Origin of the sequence: Caenimonas aquaedulcis (genome assembly GCF_015831345.1) — a bacterium.
In the GTDB taxonomy this organism is placed as follows: Bacteria; Pseudomonadota; Gammaproteobacteria; order Burkholderiales; family Burkholderiaceae_C; genus Ramlibacter; species Ramlibacter aquaedulcis.
On record NZ_JADWYS010000001.1, the window covers coordinates 4,049,250 to 4,069,465 of the forward strand.

The 20,216-nt window shown below is 71.2% G+C and carries 23 protein-coding genes; 13 read left to right on the plus strand and 10 right to left on the minus strand.

Going from position 1 to position 20,216, the window contains the following annotated elements; all coding sequences use genetic code 11:
• Window positions 1-7 precede the first annotated feature (7 nt).
• On the minus strand, window positions 8-661 hold the full coding sequence (locus I5803_RS19545) for a BON domain-containing protein (protein ID WP_196987984.1): 654 nt from the start codon (window positions 659-661) through the stop codon (window positions 8-10).
• 211 nt (window positions 662-872) lie between these two features.
• Between I5803_RS19545 and I5803_RS19550 the strand changes: the two genes are divergently transcribed.
• The 3 genes from I5803_RS19550 (at window position 873) to I5803_RS19560 (ending at window position 3,837) form a co-directional block, all read left to right on the plus strand.
• The gene (locus tag I5803_RS19550; RefSeq protein ID WP_196987985.1) at window positions 873-2,702 is read left to right on the plus strand and encodes a PAS domain-containing sensor histidine kinase; all 1,830 of its coding nucleotides are present in this window, start codon (window positions 873-875) and stop codon (window positions 2,700-2,702) included.
• Between the two features lie 4 nt (window positions 2,703-2,706).
• The gene (locus I5803_RS19555) at window positions 2,707-3,354 is read left to right on the plus strand and encodes a response regulator (protein WP_196987986.1); all 648 of its coding nucleotides are present in this window, start codon (window positions 2,707-2,709) and stop codon (window positions 3,352-3,354) included.
• Window positions 3,355-3,504: 150 nt separating this feature from the next.
• The gene (locus tag I5803_RS19560; RefSeq protein WP_196987987.1) at window positions 3,505-3,837 is read left to right on the plus strand and encodes a hypothetical protein; all 333 of its coding nucleotides are present in this window, start codon (window positions 3,505-3,507) and stop codon (window positions 3,835-3,837) included.
• Window positions 3,838-3,927: 90 nt separating this feature from the next.
• Here the strand turns inward: I5803_RS19560 and I5803_RS19565 are convergent, their stop codons facing one another.
• Genes I5803_RS19565 through I5803_RS19580 form a run of 4 tightly spaced genes read right to left on the minus strand, consistent with a single transcriptional unit; the run spans window position 3,928 to window position 5,756 of the window.
• The gene (locus tag I5803_RS19565) at window positions 3,928-4,557 is read right to left on the minus strand and encodes a DUF599 domain-containing protein (RefSeq protein WP_196987988.1); all 630 of its coding nucleotides are present in this window, start codon (window positions 4,555-4,557) and stop codon (window positions 3,928-3,930) included.
• Window positions 4,554-4,991: a DUF6691 family protein gene (locus I5803_RS19570; RefSeq protein ID WP_196987989.1), complete on the minus strand. Its 438-nt coding sequence runs from the start codon at window positions 4,989-4,991 to the stop codon at window positions 4,554-4,556. Before I5803_RS19570 ends, I5803_RS19565 begins: the two co-directional genes overlap by 4 nt.
• A gap of 12 nt (window positions 4,992-5,003) precedes the next feature.
• A complete protein-coding gene (locus tag I5803_RS19575) occupies window positions 5,004-5,438 on the minus strand; it encodes a YeeE/YedE family protein (protein ID WP_196987990.1) in 435 nt (144 codons plus the stop codon).
• Between the two features lie 3 nt (window positions 5,439-5,441).
• Window positions 5,442-5,756, minus strand: a complete 315-nt coding sequence (locus tag I5803_RS19580) for an ArsR/SmtB family transcription factor (protein WP_196987991.1) — start codon at window positions 5,754-5,756, stop codon at window positions 5,442-5,444.
• Between the two features lie 74 nt (window positions 5,757-5,830).
• Here I5803_RS19580 and I5803_RS19585 point away from each other — a divergent pair, with 74 nt between their 5' ends.
• From I5803_RS19585 to I5803_RS19610, 6 genes are all read left to right on the plus strand, one after another.
• Complete coding sequence (locus tag I5803_RS19585; RefSeq protein ID WP_196987992.1) at window positions 5,831-6,706, plus strand: MBL fold metallo-hydrolase; 876 nt, start codon at window positions 5,831-5,833, stop codon at window positions 6,704-6,706.
• Window positions 6,707-6,777: 71 nt separating this feature from the next.
• A complete protein-coding gene (locus I5803_RS19590) occupies window positions 6,778-7,542 on the plus strand; it encodes an SDR family NAD(P)-dependent oxidoreductase (protein WP_231402468.1) in 765 nt (254 codons plus the stop codon).
• Window positions 7,542-10,058, plus strand: coding sequence for a cation-translocating P-type ATPase (locus tag I5803_RS19595; protein ID WP_196987993.1), 2,517 nt, complete (start codon window positions 7,542-7,544; stop codon window positions 10,056-10,058). Before I5803_RS19590 ends, I5803_RS19595 begins: the two co-directional genes overlap by 1 nt.
• A gap of 75 nt (window positions 10,059-10,133) precedes the next feature.
• Window positions 10,134-10,571 (plus strand): host attachment protein, encoded by a 438-nt coding sequence (locus I5803_RS19600; protein ID WP_196987994.1) that lies wholly within the window; start codon window positions 10,134-10,136, stop codon window positions 10,569-10,571.
• Window positions 10,572-10,641: 70 nt separating this feature from the next.
• Window positions 10,642-11,019, plus strand: coding sequence for a hypothetical protein (locus I5803_RS19605; RefSeq protein WP_196987995.1), 378 nt, complete (start codon window positions 10,642-10,644; stop codon window positions 11,017-11,019).
• A 4-nt stretch (window positions 11,020-11,023) separates the two neighbouring features.
• A complete protein-coding gene (locus tag I5803_RS19610) occupies window positions 11,024-11,497 on the plus strand; it encodes an OsmC family protein (protein ID WP_354001691.1) in 474 nt (157 codons plus the stop codon).
• A gap of 10 nt (window positions 11,498-11,507) precedes the next feature.
• Here I5803_RS19610 and I5803_RS19615 read toward each other — a convergent pair whose 3' ends face one another.
• From I5803_RS19615 to I5803_RS19630, 4 genes are read right to left on the minus strand one after another with little or no spacing between them, the layout of a single operon-like run.
• Window positions 11,508-12,728 carry an efflux RND transporter periplasmic adaptor subunit gene (locus I5803_RS19615; protein WP_196987996.1) on the minus strand — a complete coding sequence of 407 codons (1,221 nt, stop codon included), beginning with the start codon at window positions 12,726-12,728 and terminating at the stop codon, window positions 11,508-11,510.
• Between the two features lie 2 nt (window positions 12,729-12,730).
• Window positions 12,731-15,097, minus strand: coding sequence for an ABC transporter permease (locus I5803_RS19620; protein WP_196987997.1), 2,367 nt, complete (start codon window positions 15,095-15,097; stop codon window positions 12,731-12,733).
• A gap of 4 nt (window positions 15,098-15,101) precedes the next feature.
• Complete coding sequence (locus tag I5803_RS19625) at window positions 15,102-15,833, minus strand: ABC transporter ATP-binding protein (RefSeq protein WP_196987998.1); 732 nt, start codon at window positions 15,831-15,833, stop codon at window positions 15,102-15,104.
• 7 nt (window positions 15,834-15,840) lie between these two features.
• Entirely contained in the window at window positions 15,841-16,269 is a 429-nt protein-coding gene (locus I5803_RS19630; RefSeq protein WP_196987999.1) for an Hsp20/alpha crystallin family protein, read from the minus strand.
• A gap of 145 nt (window positions 16,270-16,414) precedes the next feature.
• Here I5803_RS19630 and I5803_RS19635 point away from each other — a divergent pair, with 145 nt between their 5' ends.
• On the plus strand, window positions 16,415-17,305 hold the full coding sequence (locus tag I5803_RS19635) for a L,D-transpeptidase (RefSeq protein ID WP_196988000.1): 891 nt from the start codon (window positions 16,415-16,417) through the stop codon (window positions 17,303-17,305).
• On the opposite strand, the gene I5803_RS19640 is transcribed toward I5803_RS19635, so the two are convergent.
• Window positions 17,302-17,859: a PaaI family thioesterase gene (locus I5803_RS19640; protein ID WP_196988001.1), complete on the minus strand. Its 558-nt coding sequence runs from the start codon at window positions 17,857-17,859 to the stop codon at window positions 17,302-17,304. The two genes, I5803_RS19635 and I5803_RS19640, sit on opposite strands and share 4 nt — an antisense overlap.
• A gap of 65 nt (window positions 17,860-17,924) precedes the next feature.
• On the opposite strand from I5803_RS19640, the gene I5803_RS19645 reads away from it, so the two are divergent.
• The 3 genes from I5803_RS19645 to I5803_RS19655 are packed head-to-tail and all read left to right on the plus strand — an operon-like array spanning window position 17,925 to window position 20,207.
• The gene (locus I5803_RS19645) at window positions 17,925-18,380 is read left to right on the plus strand and encodes a MarR family winged helix-turn-helix transcriptional regulator (protein ID WP_196988002.1); all 456 of its coding nucleotides are present in this window, start codon (window positions 17,925-17,927) and stop codon (window positions 18,378-18,380) included.
• Window positions 18,373-19,605, plus strand: coding sequence for an MFS transporter (locus I5803_RS19650; protein ID WP_196988003.1), 1,233 nt, complete (start codon window positions 18,373-18,375; stop codon window positions 19,603-19,605). Before I5803_RS19645 ends, I5803_RS19650 begins: the two co-directional genes overlap by 8 nt.
• The gene (locus tag I5803_RS19655) at window positions 19,602-20,207 is read left to right on the plus strand and encodes a thioredoxin fold domain-containing protein (protein WP_196988004.1); all 606 of its coding nucleotides are present in this window, start codon (window positions 19,602-19,604) and stop codon (window positions 20,205-20,207) included. The genes I5803_RS19650 and I5803_RS19655 overlap by 4 nt, the downstream gene beginning before the upstream one ends.
• The last annotated feature ends 9 nt before the right edge of the window (window positions 20,208-20,216 follow it).

The window sequence follows — 20,216 nt, forward strand, 5'->3', positions numbered from 1 at the left end:
AACGCAGTCACGCGGCGATCAGCAGCTCGTCGACGACGCGCACCACGCCCCGGGTGGCGCTCGCGGTGACGAGCGCCGCGTCATGTTCCGCCATGGAATCGACGGTGCCCTTGAGCGTCACCACGCCCGCATCGACGATCACCTTGATGCCGGCCGCCTCGCGGTTCGCGTGGCGCACCAGCGCCGCCCCGATTTCCCGTGCGATGTCGCGCGCCTCGACCTGCGGCTTGAGGGTGATGGCGTTGGTCACGCCGCGCACGCCGGTGAGCGGGCGCACGCACTGCTCCGCGCTGCTTTTCTGGTAGGCCCAGTCAAGCTCCCCGCGCAGCGTGACCCACGCGTCTTCCACTTCCACCGTGATCCTGTCGTCGGGCACGAGCGAATGCCAGCGCAGCGCCGACGCGGCAGCCTGCGCGATGTCCTGGTCGTTGCGCTTGTGGCTCGGTGCGACGCGCACTTCCAGGTCCACCGCGATGCCGCGCACGCCGGTCACGCGGCGCGCCGCCCGCTCAACGGCGTATTTCTCCATGAAGGAGTCCAGGGTGCCGCTCAGCGTGACCACGCCGTCGCGCACCGCCACGCCGACCTTGGTGGCGTTGACGGCGGGGTCCCACGCGAGTTCGCTGGTGACGTCGGCCTTCAGTTGGATGTCGCTTTTCATGTGTCTCTCCTGTATGCGATGAAAAAGTGTGTGAGGCGCAGCGCGGCTGCCCCCGCATCCATGATTCGCCAGCGGCCGCCGGGCCGGTTTGATTTCTCTCAAAGGGGTGCTCATTGGGGGCCCGGTCGGCAGGCCTCCCATTCCGACCCTGCCCGAAACCCGTGATTTCCGTGGGCTTTGCATGGTTGAGCATTAGGAATACATTGCGACCATGCAATCGCTGATCTCCGCGACCTCGGGCGGCACTGCGGCGGGCTTGTCCGCGCTGCTGCTCGACAGCGCCATGGACGCCATCGTCACCGCCGACGAGGAGCAACGCATCGTCATGTACAACCAGGCCGCGGAACGCATCTTCGGCTGGCCCGCCAAGGAGGTCATCGGCGCCCCCCTCACCAAGCTCATCCCGCAGCGCTTTCGCGCGCATCACGCGGAGCACGTGCGCAACTTCGGCGCGACGGGCGTCACGTCGCGGCGCATGGGCGGCAGCGCGGTGGTGTATGCCCGGCGCGCCAGCGGCGAGGAATTCCCGGTGGACGCCTCGATCTCGCAGCTCGACACGTCCGAAGGGAAACTGTTCACGGTGATCCTGCGCGACGCCACGGAACGCGTGCGCGCGCAGCAGGAGCAGCAGCGCCTCACCGCGCGCCTCTCGGGCCTGCTCGATTCGGCGATGGACGGCATCATCGCCATCGACGAGTCGCAGCTCATCACGCTCTACAACCCCGCCGCGGAGAAGATCTTCGGCTGGCCCGCGGACCAGGTGATCGGCCAGCCGCTCACCAAGCTCATCCCGCAGCGTTTCCACGGCAGCCACGCCGAGCACGTGCGGCGGTTCGGCGCGACGGGCGTGACCTCGCGCCGCATGGGCGGCAGCGCCGTCGTGTACGGGCGCCGCTCCACCGGCGAGGAATTCCCGGTGGATGCGTCGATCTCGCAGCTCGACACGCCGGACGGCAAGGTCTTCACGGTGATCCTGCGCGACGTGACGCAGCGCGTCGAGGCGGAGCACGAGCAGGCGCGGCTCGCGGCCCGGCTGTCCGGCCTGCTGGATTCCGCCATGGACGGCATCATCACCGTCGACGAAGGCCAACGGGTCATCATGTACAACCGCGCCGCCGAGAAGATTTTCGGCTGGACGAGTGCGGAGATGATGGGCGAGCCCCTGTCGAAGCTGCTTCCCCAGCGCTTTCGCGGCGGGCACGACGCGTACGTCCGGCGCTTCGGCGCCACCGGCGTCACCTCGCGGCGCATGGGCGACCGCACCGTCATCCATGGCCGGCGCAAGGATGGGGAGGAATTCCCGCTCGACGCCTCCATCTCGCAGCTCGACACCGCGGAAGGCAAGCTCTTCACCGTGATCCTGCGCGACGTGACCGAGCGCGTGCGCGCGCAGGACGAGCTCGCGGCCTTCGCCGCGGAGGCGAGCAACATCCGCGAGCAGGAGAAGACGCGCATCGCGCGCGAGCTGCACGACGAGCTCGCCCAGTCGCTCACGGCGCTCAAGATGGATGCGATGTGGCTGGGCGACCACCTCGACGCCGGACCCGGGGCCCTCGCCGAGAAGCTGCGCGGCATGCTGGCCATGCTGGACAGCAGCGTCGCCGCCACGCGCCGCATCGCCGCGGACCTGCGCCCCCTCATGCTCGACGACCTCGGGCTGGTGCCGGCGATCGAATGGCTCGCGCAGAACTTCACGCAGCGCAGCGGCGTGCCCTGCAAGCTGGAAATCGACGAGAACCTGGAACTGGAGGAGCCCTACGCGACGGCCGTCTTCCGCATGGTGCAGGAGTCCCTCGTCAACGTCGCCAAGCACGCGCGGGCGACGCAGGTGCGCGTGGGCGTGTCGGTCGCGCCGGACGAGGTCGCCCTGTGGGTCATCGACGACGGCGTGGGCTTCGACGCCGGCGCGCCGCGCAAGCAGAACTCGCTGGGCCTCGCCGGCCTGCGCGAGCGCGCGCACCTCCTGAAGGGCACGGTGAGCGTGGACAGCGGCGCCGGGCGCGGCACCCGGGTGGAGGCGCGGCTTCCGGTGCGACACTAGGGGCATGAACACCATCAGGATCGTGATCGCCGATGACCATGCCATCGTGCGCGAAGGGCTCAAGCGCGTCGTCTCCGCGGGCGGCGAGTTCGAAGTCGTCGGGGAGGCGGGCGACGGCGACGGCGTGATGCGCCTGGTGCGCGAGAAGGACTTCGACGTGCTGGTGCAGGATCTCTCCATGCCCGGGCGCAGCGGGATGGAGCTCATCAAGCTCGTCAAGGCCGAAAAGCCGAAGCTGCGCATCCTCGTGCTCAGCATGCACCAGGAGGTCCAGTACGCGGTGCGCGCGATCAAGTCGGGCGCGAGCGGCTACCTCACCAAGGAATCGGCGCCGCAACTGCTGGAGCAGGCGCTGCGCAAGATCGCGGCCGGCGGCGCCTACATCAGCGCGGAGGTCGCGGAGCAGCTCGCGCTCGGCGCGATGCCGGGCAACACGGCCGCGCCGCACGAGGCGCTGAGCGACCGGGAGTTCGAGGTGTTCCGCATGCTCGTGGCGGGCGATTCCGTCACCGACATCGCGGGCCGGCTGCACCTCTCGGCCAAGACCGTGAGCACGCACAAGGCCAACATCATGCAGAAGCTCGGCGTGCAGAACGCGGCGGACCTGGTGCGCTACTCCATCCGGCACGGCCTCGGGGACCCGGAGGCCTGAGCGGCCGGCCCGCCGGGGCCGCGCGGGCAAAGCGCCCGCGCTTGATTTGCATCAACTCGACCTTGTCGACCCGATGAAATACTGAATCCAGGATATGCGGCAAGGATCGCTATCCGGTCCGAATGTTCAAAATTTCATTGGAGTGATGCTATGTACAAACTTCTGGTTCCCGTGAGCATGGTGCTGGCGCAGATGCTGGCTGTCGGCGCTTATGCGCAGTCCAAGGGCGAGGCCGACCCCGAGCAATCCAAGGCCGCGCCGGCCGCGCGCGCCACCCCGGCCGAGAAGGCCGCGGCCAAGGCCGCGCGCAAGGCGGAAGGTGCCCAGGCCGCGAAGAACGAGCCGCCCGCCGACGCCACCAACAAGACCATGGGCAATGCAAAGGCCGCCACCAAGGAAGAGCGCGCGGCCGCGAAACAGCAGCGCAAGGCGACCGCCGCCGCCGCCGTGAAGAAGGGCGAGACGACCTCCGGCGAAAAGTAAGCCCCGGCTTGCGCCCGGACGAAATGCCCCGCGAGCGGGGCGTTTTCGTTGGTCGTGCACGCGTGTGGCGCACGGGGGCTTGCGGGGGGGTCAGACCTGCCCGGATTCGCCCGCGGGCACCCCATCGAAGGATCGCAGCACCGCGACGACGCCGGCCGCCGCCACGGGGCCGGCGCCCGGATGCAGCAGGAACGCCACCGCCGGGGCGACGAGCAGCAGGTGGCGCAGGCTCCAGCTGTAGAGGACGCCCGCGCGGCGCACGTGCGAACGCCCCGTCGCATGCCAGCGCCGGCGGGCTTCGCAGTCCACGGGCATCCCGGCGATGAACCCCGCGTGGTTGTAGAAGCGCACGGCCATGGCCGCGGACACGAGCGCCGCGAAGAGCAGCACGAGCACACCGAGCTCCAGTACCAGGCGCGGCGTGACCTCGCGCGCCGACAGCGAGGGCGCCGACAGTGTCAAGGTGCCCATGAGCCCCAGGACGGCCGTGGACGCGGTCATCGAGGCGGACATCAGCGAATTGCGCAGCGTCTGGACGGCGAGGATTTCGGTGCCGCGCTCCGTGGATACCGCGTCGAACCAGTCCTCCCGCAGGGCGGCGTGCGCGGAGCGCGCGAGGTGCGCGGGGCGGGCGCGCCGGGCCAGCGCGAACCACGCCTCGTACAGCCCCGCGATGCCGACCGTCAGCAGCGCCGCGAGCCAGGTCTCGCCGGCGCTCATGCGGGTTGCGCGCGGCGCCTGAGCGCGCGGCCCTCCAGCACCTCGAAGATTCCCATGCCGGCCAGCATCGCGAGCACGAAAGCGAGCGCCTTGGCTTCGCCCATGCCCAGGGCGACGAGGGCGGGCCCCGGGCAAAAGCCCGCGATGCCCCAGCCGATGCCGAACACCGCGCTGCCGATGACCAGGCGGCGGTCGATCCGGTTGCTGGAGGGCAGCTTCATCGACAGGCCCAGGAAGGAGACGGTGCGTTTGCGCGCCACCGCGAAAGCCACGGTGCCCACGGCGATGGCGCCGCCCATGACGAACGCCAGCGACGGGTCCCACGGGCCGGCGAGGTCGAGGAAGCCGAGCACCTTGGCGGGATTCGCCATGCCCGAGACGATGAGGCCGAGCCCGAACACCAGGCCCGAGAGGAGGGAGATGAAGATGGTCACGGAATGTGCTCCTTAGGCGCCCAGCAGGTGGCGGGCAACGTAGACGGTGGCGAACCCTGCCCCCATGAATGCGGCCGTGGCGGCCAGCGAGCGGGGCGACAGGCGCGACAGGCCGCACACGCCGTGGCCGCTGGTACAGCCCGAGCCGTAGCGCGTGCCCGCGCCCACGAGCAGGCCGGCGGCCACCAACGCCGCGTAGCCCGCGTCGATGCGGGGTGCGGGCAGGACGGCGAAGAGGGCATGGACGAAGGGCGAGCCGACGAGGCCGGCGACGAACGCGACGCGCCAGGCGATGTCCCTTCGCACCGGGCGCAGCAGGCCGCCCAGGATGCCGCTGATACCGGCGATGCGGCCGTTGAGCAGGACGAACATGGCGGCGGCGATGCCGATGCACACGCCGCCGAGCGCGGCGTGCCAGGGCGTGAAGGCGTTCCAGGCGATGGTCATGGCTTACTCCTTGGGGCAATAGATGCGGTAGAGCACCGCGAGGATTTTCACGAGCGACGGGTCGGCCACCGAGTAGAAGATGTTCTTTCCCTCGCGCCGCGTCCCGAGCACGCCTTCGTTGCGCAGCACGCCGAGCTGCTGGGAGAGCGTGGGCTGGCGGATGCCCAGCTGCGCCTCGAGGTCGCCCACGCACATCTCGCCCTGCGAAAGCTGGCAAAGGAGAAGGAGGCGGTCCTCGTTGGCCATGAGCTTGAGCGCCGCGACGGCTTCGCCGGCGGCCTCCTTCAGTCGATCCACGTCGATGACGGTCCTGGGCATCGCTGCCTCCTTTGTTCACTTGACAATATTATATAAATACATAAACTATTGTCAAGTAGATCGAAGGAGCCGCCATGAACCGTGCACAGATCCAGCCGTTTTTCGACCCCGCCACCTGGACGGTGTCCTATGTCGTCTGGGACCCCGCCGCGCGCGCCGCCGCCGTCGTCGACCCGGTCCTGGACTTCGACTTCAAGTCGGGCCGGACCTCGTCGACGTCCGCGGACCGCATCCTGGAGTTCCTGCGCGGGCAGGACCTGGCGGTGCAGTGGATCCTGGAGACGCACGCGCATGCCGACCACCTCTCCGCGGCGCGCTACCTGCAGGAGCGCGCGGGCGGGAAGATCGCGATCGGCGAGCGCATCCGCGACGTGCAGGCGATCTTCCGCAAGCTCTTCAACCTGGAGCGCGAGTTCCTGCCGGACGGCAGCCAGTTCGACCACCTCTTCAAGGACGGCGAGACCTTCGCCATCGGCGCCCTGCAAGCGACCGCGCTGCTCGTGCCCGGCCACACCCCGGCGGACATGGCCTATCTCGTCGACGGTTCCGTGTTCGTCGGCGACACCCTGTTCATGCCGGACGTCGGGACCGCGCGTGCGGACTTTCCCGGCGGCGACGCGCACCAGCTCTACCGCTCCATCCACCGCCTGCTCGAGCTGCCCGGCGAGACCCGGATGTTCGTGTGCCACGACTACCCGCCCGGGGGCCGCGAGCCGCGCTGGGAAACCACGGTGGCCGCGCAGCGCGAGGGAAACATCCACGTGGGCCGCGGCGTCCCGGAAGGCGAGTTCGTGCGCATGCGCGCGGAGCGCGATGCCACGCTCGAGGTGCCCACGCTCCTGCTCCCCTCGGTCCAGGTGAACGTGCGTGCAGGCCGGTTGCCGCCGGCCGACGACAACGGCGTGGCCTACCTGCGAATCCCGCTCAATGCGCTGCCGGCGAAGGGCTGAGCCGCGCGCATTGCGCCGGCCTTGATCCACGTCATGAACGGGCGCGCCCGTTCGGGACATGCTCGGATTCCATGAAAGGACTCGACATGCTCAAGGACAAGGTCGCGCTCGTCACCGGCGCGGGATCGGGAATCGGCAGGGCCATCGCGATCGCGTATGCCGGCTACGGCGCGCAAGTGATCGTCTCGGACACGCACGAGGACAACGCCGCGCGCACCTTGCAGTGGATTCGCGACACCGGCGGCCAGGGATCGATGGTCGTCGCCGACGTCGCCGTGGCCGCGCAGGCCGCCCGCATGGTCGAACACGCGGTCGCGACTTACGGCCGGCTCGACATCGCGTGCAACAACGCGGGCGTCGGCGGCGAGATGGCGCCGCTCGCGCAGTACACGGATGCGCAGTGGCAGGCCGTGATCGGCGTCAACCTCACCGGCGTCTTCAACTGCATGCGGGCGCAGATCGCGCAGATGCTGCGAAACGGCGGGGGCGCCATCGTGAACATCGCGTCCATCCTGGGGCAGGTGGGCTTCGCGCAGGCCTGCGCCTACACGGCCGCCAAGCACGGGGTGGTCGGGCTCACGAAGGTGGCGGCGCTTGAATACGCGCAGCACGACATCCGGGTCAACAGCGTGGGGCCGGCCTTCATCCACACGCCGATGATCGAGCGGCTGGAGGAAGACGGCGCCGCGCGCGCCGCGCTCGAGGCGATGCACCCGATGGGCCGCCTCGGACTGCCTCAGGAAGTCGCCGAGCTCGTCGCCTGGCTGTCGTCCCCGCTGGCTTCCTTCGTGACGGGCGCCTACTACCCCGTCGACGGCGGCTACCTGGCGCGCTGATGCAAGCCGGGCTGTCCGCGGGCGAGGCCTCGGCGCGCCTGGCGGCCGACGGCCCCAACACGCTGCCGGGCAGCGGCGCCAAGCCGATGTCCCGCATCGTCCTGGACATCCTGCGCGAGCCCATGTTCGCCATGCTCCTGGCCGCCGGCGGCATCTACCTGCTGCTCGGGGACCCCGGCGAAGCGCTGTTCCTGCTGGTCGCGGTCGTCGCGGTGTCCGCGCTCGCCGTGGTGCAGGAGCGGCGCACGCAGCGCGCGCTCGAGGCGCTGCGCGATCTCTCGGCGCCGCGCGCCCTCGTGGTGCGGGGCGGGGTCCAGGTGCGCATCCCGAGCCGGGACGTCGTGCGCGGCGACCTGCTCGTGCTGCGCGAAGGCGACCGCATCGCCGCCGACGGCGTGCTGGTGGATGGGCAGCTCGCCTGCGACGAATCGCTGCTCACGGGCGAAAGCGTGCCGCGCGAGAAGTTGCCCGCGGGTGTGGAACGATCGGCCGCGCCTGCGGGCGAGGAAGCCGGCGCGGACATCCTCGCCTGCACGCTCGTGGCGCGCGGGACGGGCCTGGCCCTCGTGTCGTCCACCGGCCCGCGCACGCGCGTGGGCCGCATCGGCGCCTCGATGGCGGCGGCGCCCGTCCACCTCTCGCCGTTGCAGGCCGCGTCGCGCCGCACCGTGCGCGCCTTCGCTGCGGGTGGGCTCGCGCTCGCCGTGCTGCTGTTTCTGCTCGCCTGGCAGTGGGACGGGCGCGGGTTGCTGGAGAGCCTGCTGCTGGGCATCGCCTTCGCGATGGCGATCCTGCCCGAGGAGATCCCGCTCGTGCTCACGGTGTTCCTCGCGATGGGCGCGTGGCGGCTGTCGCGGCGGCGCGTGCTCACGCGCAGCCTCACCGCGATCGAGGCGCTGGGCGGCATCACGGTGCTGGCCGTGGACAAGACCGGCACGCTCACGCAGAACCGCATGGAAGTGCGGGAGCTGCGCAGCGCGGCGGGCGACCGCTTCGTGCAGCGGCGCGGCGCCGTGCTGGACGACGGCTTCCATGCGCTGGCCGAGTTCGCGCAGCTGGCCACGCCCGAGGATCCCTTCGACCCGATGGAGCGGGCGATCCGCGCCTTCGTCGGCGCCCACCTCGCCGGCACGGAACACGTGCATCCGGGGCGCGAGGTCGCCCGGCGCTATGCGCTGAGCGCGCGGCTCTTCGCGATGACGCAGGCCTTCGTGCTGCAGGGCGACGAGCACCTGCTGGCCGCCAAGGGTGCGCCCGAAGCCATCGCCGACCTCTGCCACCTGCCCGCGGAGCGCCTCGCGCGCATCCGCGCGGACGTGGAGGAGATGGCATCGCGCGGCCTGCGCGTGATCGCGGTGGCGCGCGGGCGCTGGAGCGGCCCCGCGTGGCCCGATGGCCAGCACGCCTTCGACTACGAATTCCTCGGCCTCGTCGGTCTCATGGACCCGCCGCGCCCCGAAGTGCCCGCGGCCATCGCCGCCTGCCGCGGCGCCGGCGTGCGCGTGGTCATGATGACGGGCGACCATCCCGCGACCGCGCGGGCGGTGGCGCGCGACATCGGCCTGGCCGACGCGCAGGTGCTGCATGGCGCCGAGATCGATGCGCTGGACGACGCCGAGCTGTGCCGGCGCATGGAGACCGTGGACCTCTGCGCGCGGCTCGTTCCCGAGCAGAAGCTGCGCCTCGTGCGCGCGCTGCAGGCCCGGGGCGCCAAGGTGGGCATGACGGGGGACGGCGTCAACGACGGCCCCGCGCTCGGCGCGGCCGACGTCGGCATCGCGATGGGCGGCCGCGGCACGGACGTGGCGCGCGAGGCCGCGGACATCGTGCTGCTGGACGACAGCTTCGCGAGCATCGTGGAGGCGATCCGCCAGGGCCGCGAGATCGACGACAAGCTGCGCGCGGCCCTGCGCTTCATCTTCGCCGTGCACGTGCCGATCGTCGCGCTCGCGCTCGGCCCCATCCTGCTGCACTGGCCCGTCATCCTCATGCCCGCGCAGATCGTCCTGTTCGAGCTGCTCATCGACCCGCTCTGCGCCATCCTCTTCGACGCCGACCCGCCGGCGCCCGACCTCATGGCGCGCGGCCCCGGCGGCGCGGCGATGTTCTCCGGCACGCTCGTCGCGGGCGGCTGGTTGCAGGGCGGGGGGCTCGCGGCCGTGGCGCTCGCGGCCGCCGCCCTCGCGTCGCGGCTGGGGTGGACGGCGCAGGAGGTGCGCACCTGCGCGTTCGCCGTGCTGGTCGTGGGGGTCTACCTGCTCGCGCTGCACCAGCGCCGGCCGGCGGCGCGGGGAGCGGGCGCCAACCCGTGGGCGCCGCACTTCGCGCTGGGCATCGCCGCCGTCCTCGGCCTGCTGCTGGCCGTCGCGCCCCTGCGCGCGGTGGCGGGCTTCGCGGCGCCGACCTGGCCGATGGCCGCCGTGGCGGCGGCGGGCGGCGCGGCGACCTTCCTCTGGCTGAGGTTGTTCTCCCTCCTGTGGCGGCTGCATGCCGCGCGCGATCGCGCGCGTGTCTGATCCGCGTCAATGCGCGGGCAAGGGCCGCGGCGTATGTTGGGCAGGTATCCATCTTTCCGCACGAAGGAGCCCTCCATGAAACCCGACTGGTACCTGATCGCCAATGCCACCCACGCCCGCGTCCTCGGGAAGGACGGCGGCTCGCCCATGTACGTCGCGCACGCCTTCAACCACGAAGACAGCCGCAAGCGGACCGCCGAGCTCGGGGACGACAAGGCCGGCCGCGAAGCCAGCGACCAGGGCTTCGGCGGCAGCGCCTTCGAGCCGCGCATGGACGCGCATCGCAAGGAGCACCTCCGTTTCGCGCGCGAGATCGGCCAGTGGCTGGAGGAGGCCGCGCGGACGGGCCGGTTCCGCTCGCTGACCCTCTTCGCATCCAACCCGTTCCTGGGCGAACTCAAGCAGGCGCTGGGCACGGAGTGCGCGCGCCTCCTCGCGGGGACCCACCCCACCGACCTCAGCGCGGTGGGCCTGGCCGAGGCGGAAGCGCGTATCGCCGAAGCCCACCCTTGATCCAGCGCAAGGTGCGCGGCAAGGACGCCGCCTATCTTCGGAACATCGTCATCCACTGGAGGAATCCCCCATGAACACGACCGGTTTCGTGAAGGCCACCCTCGCGGCCGCCGCCTTGGCCGCCACCTGTGCCTGCGCGCAGCCTGCGGCGCCGCAGGCCGGCGCGAGCGCGCCCTGGCAGGCAGGACCGATGGGTCCGGGGGGCCGCCCCGGCGGCGGCATGATGGGCCCGCGCGGGCGGGCGGGCCCGGGCTACACCTTCGGCTGGCCGATGATGAGCGCGCGCGAGCGCGACGAGCACCGTGCACGCATGCGCGGCGCGCAGACCTACGAGGCGTGCCGCCAGGAGTTCGACGAGCACCGCAAGCTCATGGAAGAGCGCGCGCGCGAGCGCGGCATCCGCATGCGCGGCCCGCGCGGCGATGCCTGCGGCGGCTGGAAGAGGTGAGGGCGTGGCCGAGGAAAGCTTCCGGATGGAGTTGCAGCAGCTCGCGGGCTACCGTTTCACGGTGCGGTTCGACGACCCGGCGATTCCCCCGCTCAACACCGACGAGCCCCCGCCCCTGGGCACCGGCACCGGCCCGAACCCCGCGCGCCTGCTCGGCACCGCGGTGGCCAACTGCCTGGCCGCGAGCCTGCTGTTCGCGCTGCGCAAGTACGGCAACGACCCGACGCCCATGCGCGCAGTCGTCACCGTCACGCTGGGGCGCAACGCGCAAGGGCGCACGCGCGTCACGCGCATCGGCGTCGAACTCGTGCTGGGCGTGCCCGCCGCGTCGCTGAAGCATGCGGACCGCGCGCTCGCGCAGTACGAGGATTTCTGCGTCGTGACGGGGAGCGTGCGCGCGGGCATCGACGTGGATGTCACTGTCCGCGACAGCCTCGGCGCGCAGCTGCGGGCCGAGCCCGCGCTCGCGGCGCCCTAGCCGCCCCCCGCTAGGGCTTCCTCACGTTCACGCGCTTGCCGTCCGCCACCGCGGGCGGCGGATACACGATCACCTGCTGGCCGGCCTGCGCGCCGCCGCGCAGCCACGCGACCGTCGAATTGCGCCCCGCCACGTCCACTGCCTGCAGGCGCGCGCGCCCGCCGTCCAGGCGGTACAGGGCCATGCCGCCGTCCGCGTACGGGAAGAGGGCGCCCACCGGCGCGAGCAGCACGCCGTCCGCCGACGCGGTGATGAGCCGCACGGTGACGCGGTAGCCGTCGCCCATGGCGCGCCACGCCTGCGGGGGCGAGGTGAGGTCGATCAGCACGTTCACGCGCTGCTCCTCGATGCCCAGGGCGGATACCTTGGTGAACCCGGCGGGCTCGATGAGCCGCACCGCGCCCGTGACGGGCGGGCCGCCCCAGCGCTCGATCACGGCGCGCGTTCCCGGCGGCGCCTGCACCGCGTCGGTGGTCAGCAGCTGGGCGAGCACCTCCATGCGCATCGGGTCGCCGACGTCCAGCAGCGGCGTCCCTGCGGGGATGGTCGACTCGCTCTGCGCGGGCACGCGCAGCACCACCCCCGCCACCGGCGAGCGCACGACGAGCGGGCCGCCGCGCTCCGCGCCGGCGCCGGCAGGCCGCAGCGCGGCGGCGGCCTGCTCGCGTTCCTGCGCCGCGACGTCGCGCTGCGCGCGCGCCGCGTCCAGGTCGCGCGCGGCGGCGTCGAGCGCCAGCCGCGCGCTGTCCAGCCGGGAGGCCGCGACGAAGCCTTCGCGCGCGAGCCGCTCGGTGCGCTGCAGCTCCAGCCGTGCATCCTCCTGCGCCACGCGGGCGCGGGCGATGCGCGCGTCGGCGACGTTGACGCCGGCCGTGGCCGCCTGCAGGCGCGCCGTCGCCTCGCGCATGCTGCGGTCGTCCACCATCGCCGACATCACCGGCGTGAGCACGGCCACGGCGTCGCCGGCCGCCACGGCGTCGCCTTCGCGCAGCGTGATGCGCGCCATGCGGGCGGCCACGGGCGCGGAGATCGTGTAGCGGTCCTTCACGCGCGTGCGGCCGTCCTCCTCGATCGCCTGCTCGAAGCGGCCGCGCTCCACGGCGGCCGTCTCGACGTCCACGGGCCGGGGAGAGAAGGCCCACGCCAGGGCGGCGGCGCCCGCCAGGATGCCGATGGCCGCCCAGGCTTTTCCGCCCAGGCGCGCCTTGAAGTCGAAGTGCGGTTTCGTCATGTTCATTCCCTCGTCTTGAGCGCCGCCACCATGTCGAGGCGGTCGATGCGCCGGCGCACGACGAGCGCGCTGGCGGTGCCGGCCGCCACCACGGCGACGGCGGCCCAGGCATAGGTGCGTGGCTGGATCACCACGGGAAACAGGAACTGGTCCGAGCGGATCAGCCCCACGATCGAATGCGTGAGCGCCCAGCCGAGCAGCATGCCCAGCGGCAGCGCGACGGCGATGCCCAGCGCGAGCTCGCCGAGGAGGAGCAACGAGACCTCGGCGCGCGTGAAGCCCAGCACGCGCAGGCTCGCGAGCTCCCAGGAGCGCTCGGCCAGCGCGATGCGCGCGTTGTTGTAGACCACGCCCACGGCGATGACGGTGGCGAACGTCGTGAGGATGGAGCTCATGATCAGCACGTTGCGCGCGCTGATCTCCTGCATGTTGCGCAGCATGGTCGCCTTGCTGAAGGTGCCGGCGACGCGGGGCAGGTCCTGCGTGGCCGCGAGGACGGCGTCGATGCTGCCGCGCTCCACCGCGATGCTGAAGGCCGACGCCACGTCCCCGTCGCCCAGCAGCCGGTTCAGGGCGTTGCTTTCCATGAAGGCGCCGAGGCCCATCATGTTGCGCACCGTGCGCTCGAGCACCACCTGCCGCACGGCGCGCCGGCCTTCGCGCACTTCCACCGTGAGCGTGTCGCCCGGGCGCAGGTGCAGCTTGGCCGCGAGCCGGTCGGTCATGAGCAGGCCGTGCGTGCCGGCCCGCGCCTCCTGGCGATCGACGTCGATGACGCGCTGCAGCTGCGTACCGGCCGGCCGCGCCTCGATGGCGCCCTTTTCCGAATGGGGGCCATTCACGAAGTTCACGGCCACGCGCCGCCCGGGTTCGACCTGCAGCACGCCGGGCAGGCGCGCCAGCTCGCGCCCGGCGGCCGTGGCCACCGGCTCCGACGTCCAGACGATCAGGTCGCCGCGCATCGCGGTGCGGAACTGCGTCTGCACGATCTCGTCGACGGCGTCGCGGAAGAAGTTGCCCATGATGACGATCGCGACCGCCGCCGCGATGCCGCCGATGGTGATCGCCGAGCGCAGGCGCCGCCGCTCGATGTTGCGCAGGATCATCCGCGGCGCGTTGCCCAGGCGCAGGTGCGGGATGCGCTCCACGAGCGCGCGCCGGAACCTCCCCGGCGACGGCGGCTGCATCGCCTCGGCCGGGGACAGTCGCACCGTGGCCGACACGGCGGTGAGCGTGCCCAGCACGGCCGTCGCGGCCACGATCGCGAGGGCGGCCAACGCCAGCAGCGGGCTCACGAAATGATCGAAGCGCGGGAAGCGGAAGATCTCCGCGAAGAGCCCGGTCATCAGCCCGCCCAGCCACCAGCCCAGCGCGACGCCCAGCACGTAGCCCGCGATCACGATGGGCGACATGAGCTTGAGGTAGTGCCACACGATGGTGCGGTTGCCGTAGCCGAGCGCCTTGAGCGTGGCGACCTGCTCGCGCTGCGTCGCGACGAGCCGCGCCGTCACCACGTGCAGCAGGAAGCCCGCGACCGCGAGGAAGATGCCCGGCAGCACCGTGCCCATCACCTGCTGCTCGCGGATCTCGTTGTCCAGCATCATGTGGGAGGCCTGCTCGTCGCGGCCGTGCGCGGGGGCGCCGCCCAGCGGCGCGAGGCTGCGCGTGACGGAATCGATCACCGCGCGCCCGGAGGCCTGCGGCGCGAGCTTGATGGCGACGCGGTTGAACGCGCCCGTGAGGTCCAGGGCCGCGGCGAGTTCGTCCTTGTCGACCCAGAACACGCCGAAGGCGCGCAGGTCGGGCATGCCGAACATGCCCGCGAAGATGTATTCGGGCGACAGCGCCGTGCCCGTGATGCGCAGCGTGCGCCGCTTGCCGTTCACCAGCGCCAGCACCGTGTCGCCGGGCTTCAGGCGGCGCGCCTGCGCGAAGCCTTCGGAGACGAGGGCGGAGAGCTCGCCCCCGCCATGCGCGCCGCGCTCGGGCCAGGTCCCCGCGCGCAGCCGCACGAGGTTCAACCGTTGCGGGTGGCGCGCGTCCAGTCCGATGAGCTGGCCGACGGCGGGGTCCCTGTCGCCCGCGAGCGTGAGGCGCGCGAAGGATTCGACGCTGGTCTGCAGGTCCACGACGCCCGCCGTCTCGCGCAGGCGCTGGGCGAGCGAGTCGGGCGCGCGCTTCACGGAGGCGAACACGTCGGCGAAGCGGCCGGCCGCATAGAAATCCTCGCGCGCAGCCGCCAGCGAATCGACCGCCGAGAGGCTGGCGATGAAGCCGCCGATGCCGCTCGCCACCACGAGGGCGATGGTGAGGGCCTGGCTCCAGAGGAGGCGCAGGTCGCGCAGCACCTTGCGATCGAGCGCTTTCACGGCGTCACCAGGAAAGCTCCGCCGGCGTGAGGCGCCGGGGCGGCACTTCGATGCTCGCGATGCGACCGTCGGACAGGCGCACCACGCGGTCCGCCATGCCGGCGATGGCGGCGTTGTGCGTGATCACGACGGCGGTCGTGCCCAGCTCGCTGTTGATGCGCGCGATGACTTCGAGCACGAGCTTGCCGGTCGCGTAATCGAGCGCGCCGGTGGGCTCGTCGCACAGCAGCACCTGCGGCCGCTTGGCGATGGCGCGCGCGATCGCGACGCGCTGCTGCTCGCCGCCGGACAGCTGCGAGGGGAAGTGGTCGCGCCGCGGCGTGAGCGCGACGAGCGCGAGCGCCTCGTCCACCGGCATCGGGTCGGCCGCGATGTCGGTCACGAGCGACACGTTCTCCGCGACGGTGAGGCTGGGGATGAGGTTGTAGAACTGGAAGACGAAGCCGACGTGCTCGCGCCGGTAGCGCGTGAGCGTGTCGTCGTCGGCCTGGGCGAGCGGCTCGCCCATGAAGTCGACGTCGCCGGCGGTCGGCCGGTCCAGCCCGCCCAGGATGTTGAGCAGGGTGGACTTGCCGCTGCCCGACGCCCCGAGCAGCACGAGGAACTCGCCGCGCCGCACGTCGAGGTCGACCTCGCGCAGCGCCTGCACGGCGCTCGCGGAATCGCCGTAGGTCTTGCGAAGCGCATGCACGCGCAGGACGGGGATGGCCGGCTGCGCGGCTTGCGCTGGCGTCATCGCCGCCTCAGTGGATCGCGATGCGGGAGGTGGGCGCCGGGCCCTTCTTGGGCAGCTGCAGCGTGAGCACACCGTCCGTGTACTTCGCATCCACCTTGGCCGCGTCCACTTCCTGGCCGAGGCTGAAGGTGCGGGAGATCGTGCCGTAGTGGCGCTCGGTGCGCAGGAGCTTGTCGCCGTTGCCCTTGCTTTCCTTCTCGCTGCGGGTCTCGGCGTCGATCTGCACGACGTTGCCTTCGACACGCACGTTGATGTCTTCCTTCTTCACGCCGGGGATGTCGGCCTTCACGGTGAAGGCGCCGTCGTTTTCGCTGACGTCGATGCGCATCTTCAGCGGCGCGGGTTCGTTCTCGAACACGGAGGGGGAGAAGAAGCGGCGCAGCGAGGATTCGAAGTTGTCGCCGAAGACGGGGTCAAAGAGTCTCAGGTTGCTCATGGCAATGGTCCTTTCACGTTCACGGGTTGCATCGGATGTGGCGGCATGCGCCCGCATGCACCGCATCCAACTCTAGGCAGCCCGTGTCGCGGGTAGTTGATCTCCGTCAAACTTTCCGCTGTCCGCGGGCGGAAGAATCGGCCGCATGAACACACGCATTCGTTCGGCCACCGCCGTCATCGCCTTCGCACTCTCGGCACTGTCGGTGTCCGGCGATGCGCGGGCTGCCCCGGGCTCCGCGCGTGAGCTGTCGGCGGTGTATGCCGCGCAGGAGGAGCGCCGGCTGGAGGTGCCGGACGCGGAAGTTCGGCGTTACGGGGCGCTCGCCGACGCGGCGCTCGCGAAAGCCGGGGTAGCGCTCGCCGCCCCGCAGTACGTCCTGGTGGCCGACCGCAGCGCGTGGGTGCAGGCGATCCTGCTGCTGTGGTGGCCCGGCACGGGGACCTGGTCGCTGGTCGGCGCATCGCCCATCTCCACGGGATTGCCGGGCAGCTTCGATCACTTCGAGACTCCCACGGGCGTGTTCGAGCATTCGCCGCGCAACCCGGATTTCCGCGCGGAAGGTACGCTCAACGAGAACGGCATCCGCGGCTACGGCGCAAAGGGCATGCGCGTGTTCGACCTGGGCTGGCAGCCCGGGCCCAAGGGCTGGGGTGACGGCAAGATCATGGACATGCGGCTGCAGATGCACGCGACCGACCCGGACGTCCTGGAGCAGCGACTGGGCACCGCGCAATCGAAGGGGTGCATCCGCATACCGGCCGCGCTCAACCGGCTGCTGGACCACTTCGGCGTGATCGATGCGGCTTACGACGAGCCCGCCGGTGCTGCACATGCGTGGGTGTTGCCGGCCGATCGCGATCCGGTGGAACACGCGGGCCGTTATGTGATCGTGGTGGACAGCGGGCGCACCGAGCGGCCGGAGTGGTCACCCGCGCCCTACATCCCGCGCGTGCGCCGGGCGGTGCAACCTCCGCCACCGCCACCACCGCCTCCGCCGGGGCCCAAGCCCCCTCCGGCCGTGCCGATCCGCTAGGCCGCGGGCCGCGCGGCCTGGGGCAGCTCGAACACCAGGCACGTCGTGGTCGCGTGCGCATACAGCGTGCCGTCCGGCCCGAAGAGCCGGGCTTCCGCGGTGGCGAGCTGGCGTCCGCAGTGGATCACCTTGCCCTCGGCGCGCACGCGCGGCGCCTTCGCGTTGATCGCCCGGACGAGGTTCACGCCGAGTTCCGCCGTGGTGTAGCCGCGTCCCGGCGGCATCATCGTGTGCACGGCGCAGCCCAGCGCGGAATCGAGCAGCGTGGCGTACCAGCCCCCGTGGATCGTGCCCATGGGATTGAGGTGCGCGGGGCCGGGCGTTCCCTGGAACACGGCGCGGCCTTCGCCCACCTCCACGAGCATGAAGTCCAGGGTTTTCGCGATGGGCGGGTAGGGCAGCTCGCCGCGCAGCATGGCCTGCATCATCTCCAGGCCGGTCTTGCCGGCGAGGTGTTCGGGCTTCGCCACGCCGGGACCGGCGCCGGCCTGCAGCCGCGCATTCACTTCCTGCTCCTGGGCGAGCCAGGCTTCGAGCTGGTTCATCTGCGTCATTGTCGTCTTTCTGCCGTCCGTGGAATTAACTTGCATATGCAACAGTTGCATGTACAATAATCAACATGGACAACGCTGTCAAGCCCCAGGGCTGCACCAACATCAAGCTGCGCCAGCTCATGCGCCGCGTGGCGCAGCACTACGACGCGGAGGTCGGCAAGACGGGCCTGAAGGGCACGCAGTATTCGCTCCTCTCGTATGTCGTCAAGCTCGGCCCGATCCGCCCGGGAGACCTCGCGCGCGAGATGAAGATCGGCGCATCGACCCTCACGCGCAACCTGCGCCCGCTGATCGATGGGGGCTGGATCACGCAGGGCCCCGGCGCCGACGCGCGCAGCCGCCTCGTGGAAGCGACCGACGCCGGCCGCGAGAAGCGGCAGGAGGCGCAGCGCCGCTGGCGCGTGGCGCAGGAGGGGATCAACCAGATGCTCGGCGCGCGCCGCGTGGTGGAACTGCACGCGCTCCTCGACGAATGCATGGACATGCTCGAACCCTTGCCCGATGGAGATATCGATGACTGATTCCCGCGCCGCGGCCGCCCGGCCCGCGTTCTGGCTCGTGCTGATCGCCGCGGCCGGCACCTTCGCCCTCACCATGGGCACGCGCCAGACCATGGGCCTCTTCATGAGCCCGCTCAACACCGCCACCGGCCTGGGCATCGGCAGCATCAGCCTTGCCTTTGCCTTCGGGCAGCTGTGGTGGGGACTCACGCAGCCCTTCGCGGGTGCGATGGCGGACAAGGTCGGCGCGGGCCGCGTGCTGTTCACCGGCGCGCTCCTCGTCGCGCTCGGCACCTTCCTCACGCCGTACATGACGACCACGCTGGGCCTGATCTTCGCGATCGGCGTGCTCGCCGCGGGCGGCGCGGGCATGGCGGGGCCGGCGGTCCTCATGGCGGCGACCGCGCGGCTGATTCCGCCGGAAAAGCGCGGCCTCGCGACCGGCATCGTGAACGCGGGCGGCTCGTTCGGCCAGTTCGTGATGGCGCCGATCGCCGGGGCGCTCATGGTCGGCATGGGCTGGGCGAGCGCGATGCAGGTGCTGGGGCTCATCGTGCTGCTCGCATTGCCGGCCGCGTTCCTGCTCAAGGGCAATTCGCTGCAATCGGCCGCGCCGGGGCAGAAGGTCGTCGGCACGGGCGAGGCGATCCGTACGGCCTTGCGCAACCCGAGCTACCTGCTGCTGGCCGCCGGATTCTTCGTGTGCGGCTTCCACGTCGCGTTTCTGGCGACGCACCTGCCGGGCGTGATCGCCGCATGCGGGCTGCCGGTGCAGTTCGCCGCGTGGTCGCTCGCGATCATCGGGCTCTTCAACATCGTCGGCAGCATCGCCATGGGTTGGGCTGTGGGCCGCTGGCGCATGAAATCGCTGCTCGCGCTGCTCTACACCGTGCGCGGTCTGGCCGTGCTGGTGTTCCTCCTCGCGCCCAAGACGGGGCCGGTGGTGCTGGTGTTCGCGGCCGTGATGGGCGTCACCTTTCTCTCGACCGTGCCGCCGACCGCGGGGCTCGTCGCCAAGTTCTTCGGCACCGCGAACATGGCCACGCTGTTCGGTGTCGTGATGCTGACGCACCAGGCGGGCGGCTTCCTCGGCGCATGGCTCGGCGGCAAGGTGTTCGAGGCCACGGGCAGCTACGACTGGGTCTGGTACATCGACATCGTGCTGGCCGCCGGCGCGGCGCTGGTGCACCTGCCGATCCGCGAGGCGGCGCCGCGCAAGCCGGGGTTTGGTAGCATTCCCGCATGAACAGACGCCACCTCATCGCCGCTGCCGTGTCCGGCAGCCTGCTGCTCGCCGCGTGCGGCAAGGAAACGCCCTCCACGCCCGCCGCCGCCGCGCCCGACGCCGCGAAGGCCGCGCCCAGTGCCGTGAACATCGCCGCCATCGAGGCGGAGGCCAAGGGCTTTACCGTCGGCTCCGCCATGAGCGTGCGCACGGTGTACGTCTTCTTCGACGCGCAGTGCCCGCATTGCGCCGTGCTGTGGAAGTTCGCCAAGCCGCTCAAGTCCCAGGCCAAGTTCGTGTGGATTCCGGTGCGCATCCTCAACGATGCGAGCGAATCGCAGGGCGCGGCCATCCTCGCCGCCAAGGACCCCGTGCAGGCGATGGACGACCACGAGGCGTCGATGGCCGCCAAGGGCGGCGGCATCAGCGCGATGGAAAAGCTGGAGGAGCAGCGGGCGCAGGTGAAGAAGAACACGCAGCTGTTCAACAAGTTCGGCTTCGCGTCCATCCCCAGCATCGTGGCGATGAACGCCAAGACCAATACGCTGGTCACCCACGAAGGCGCGCTGCCGACGGCCGAGCTCGCGGCCTTCCTCGGTTTGCAGGCGCCTGCGGCGCAGTAAGCCCGCAGC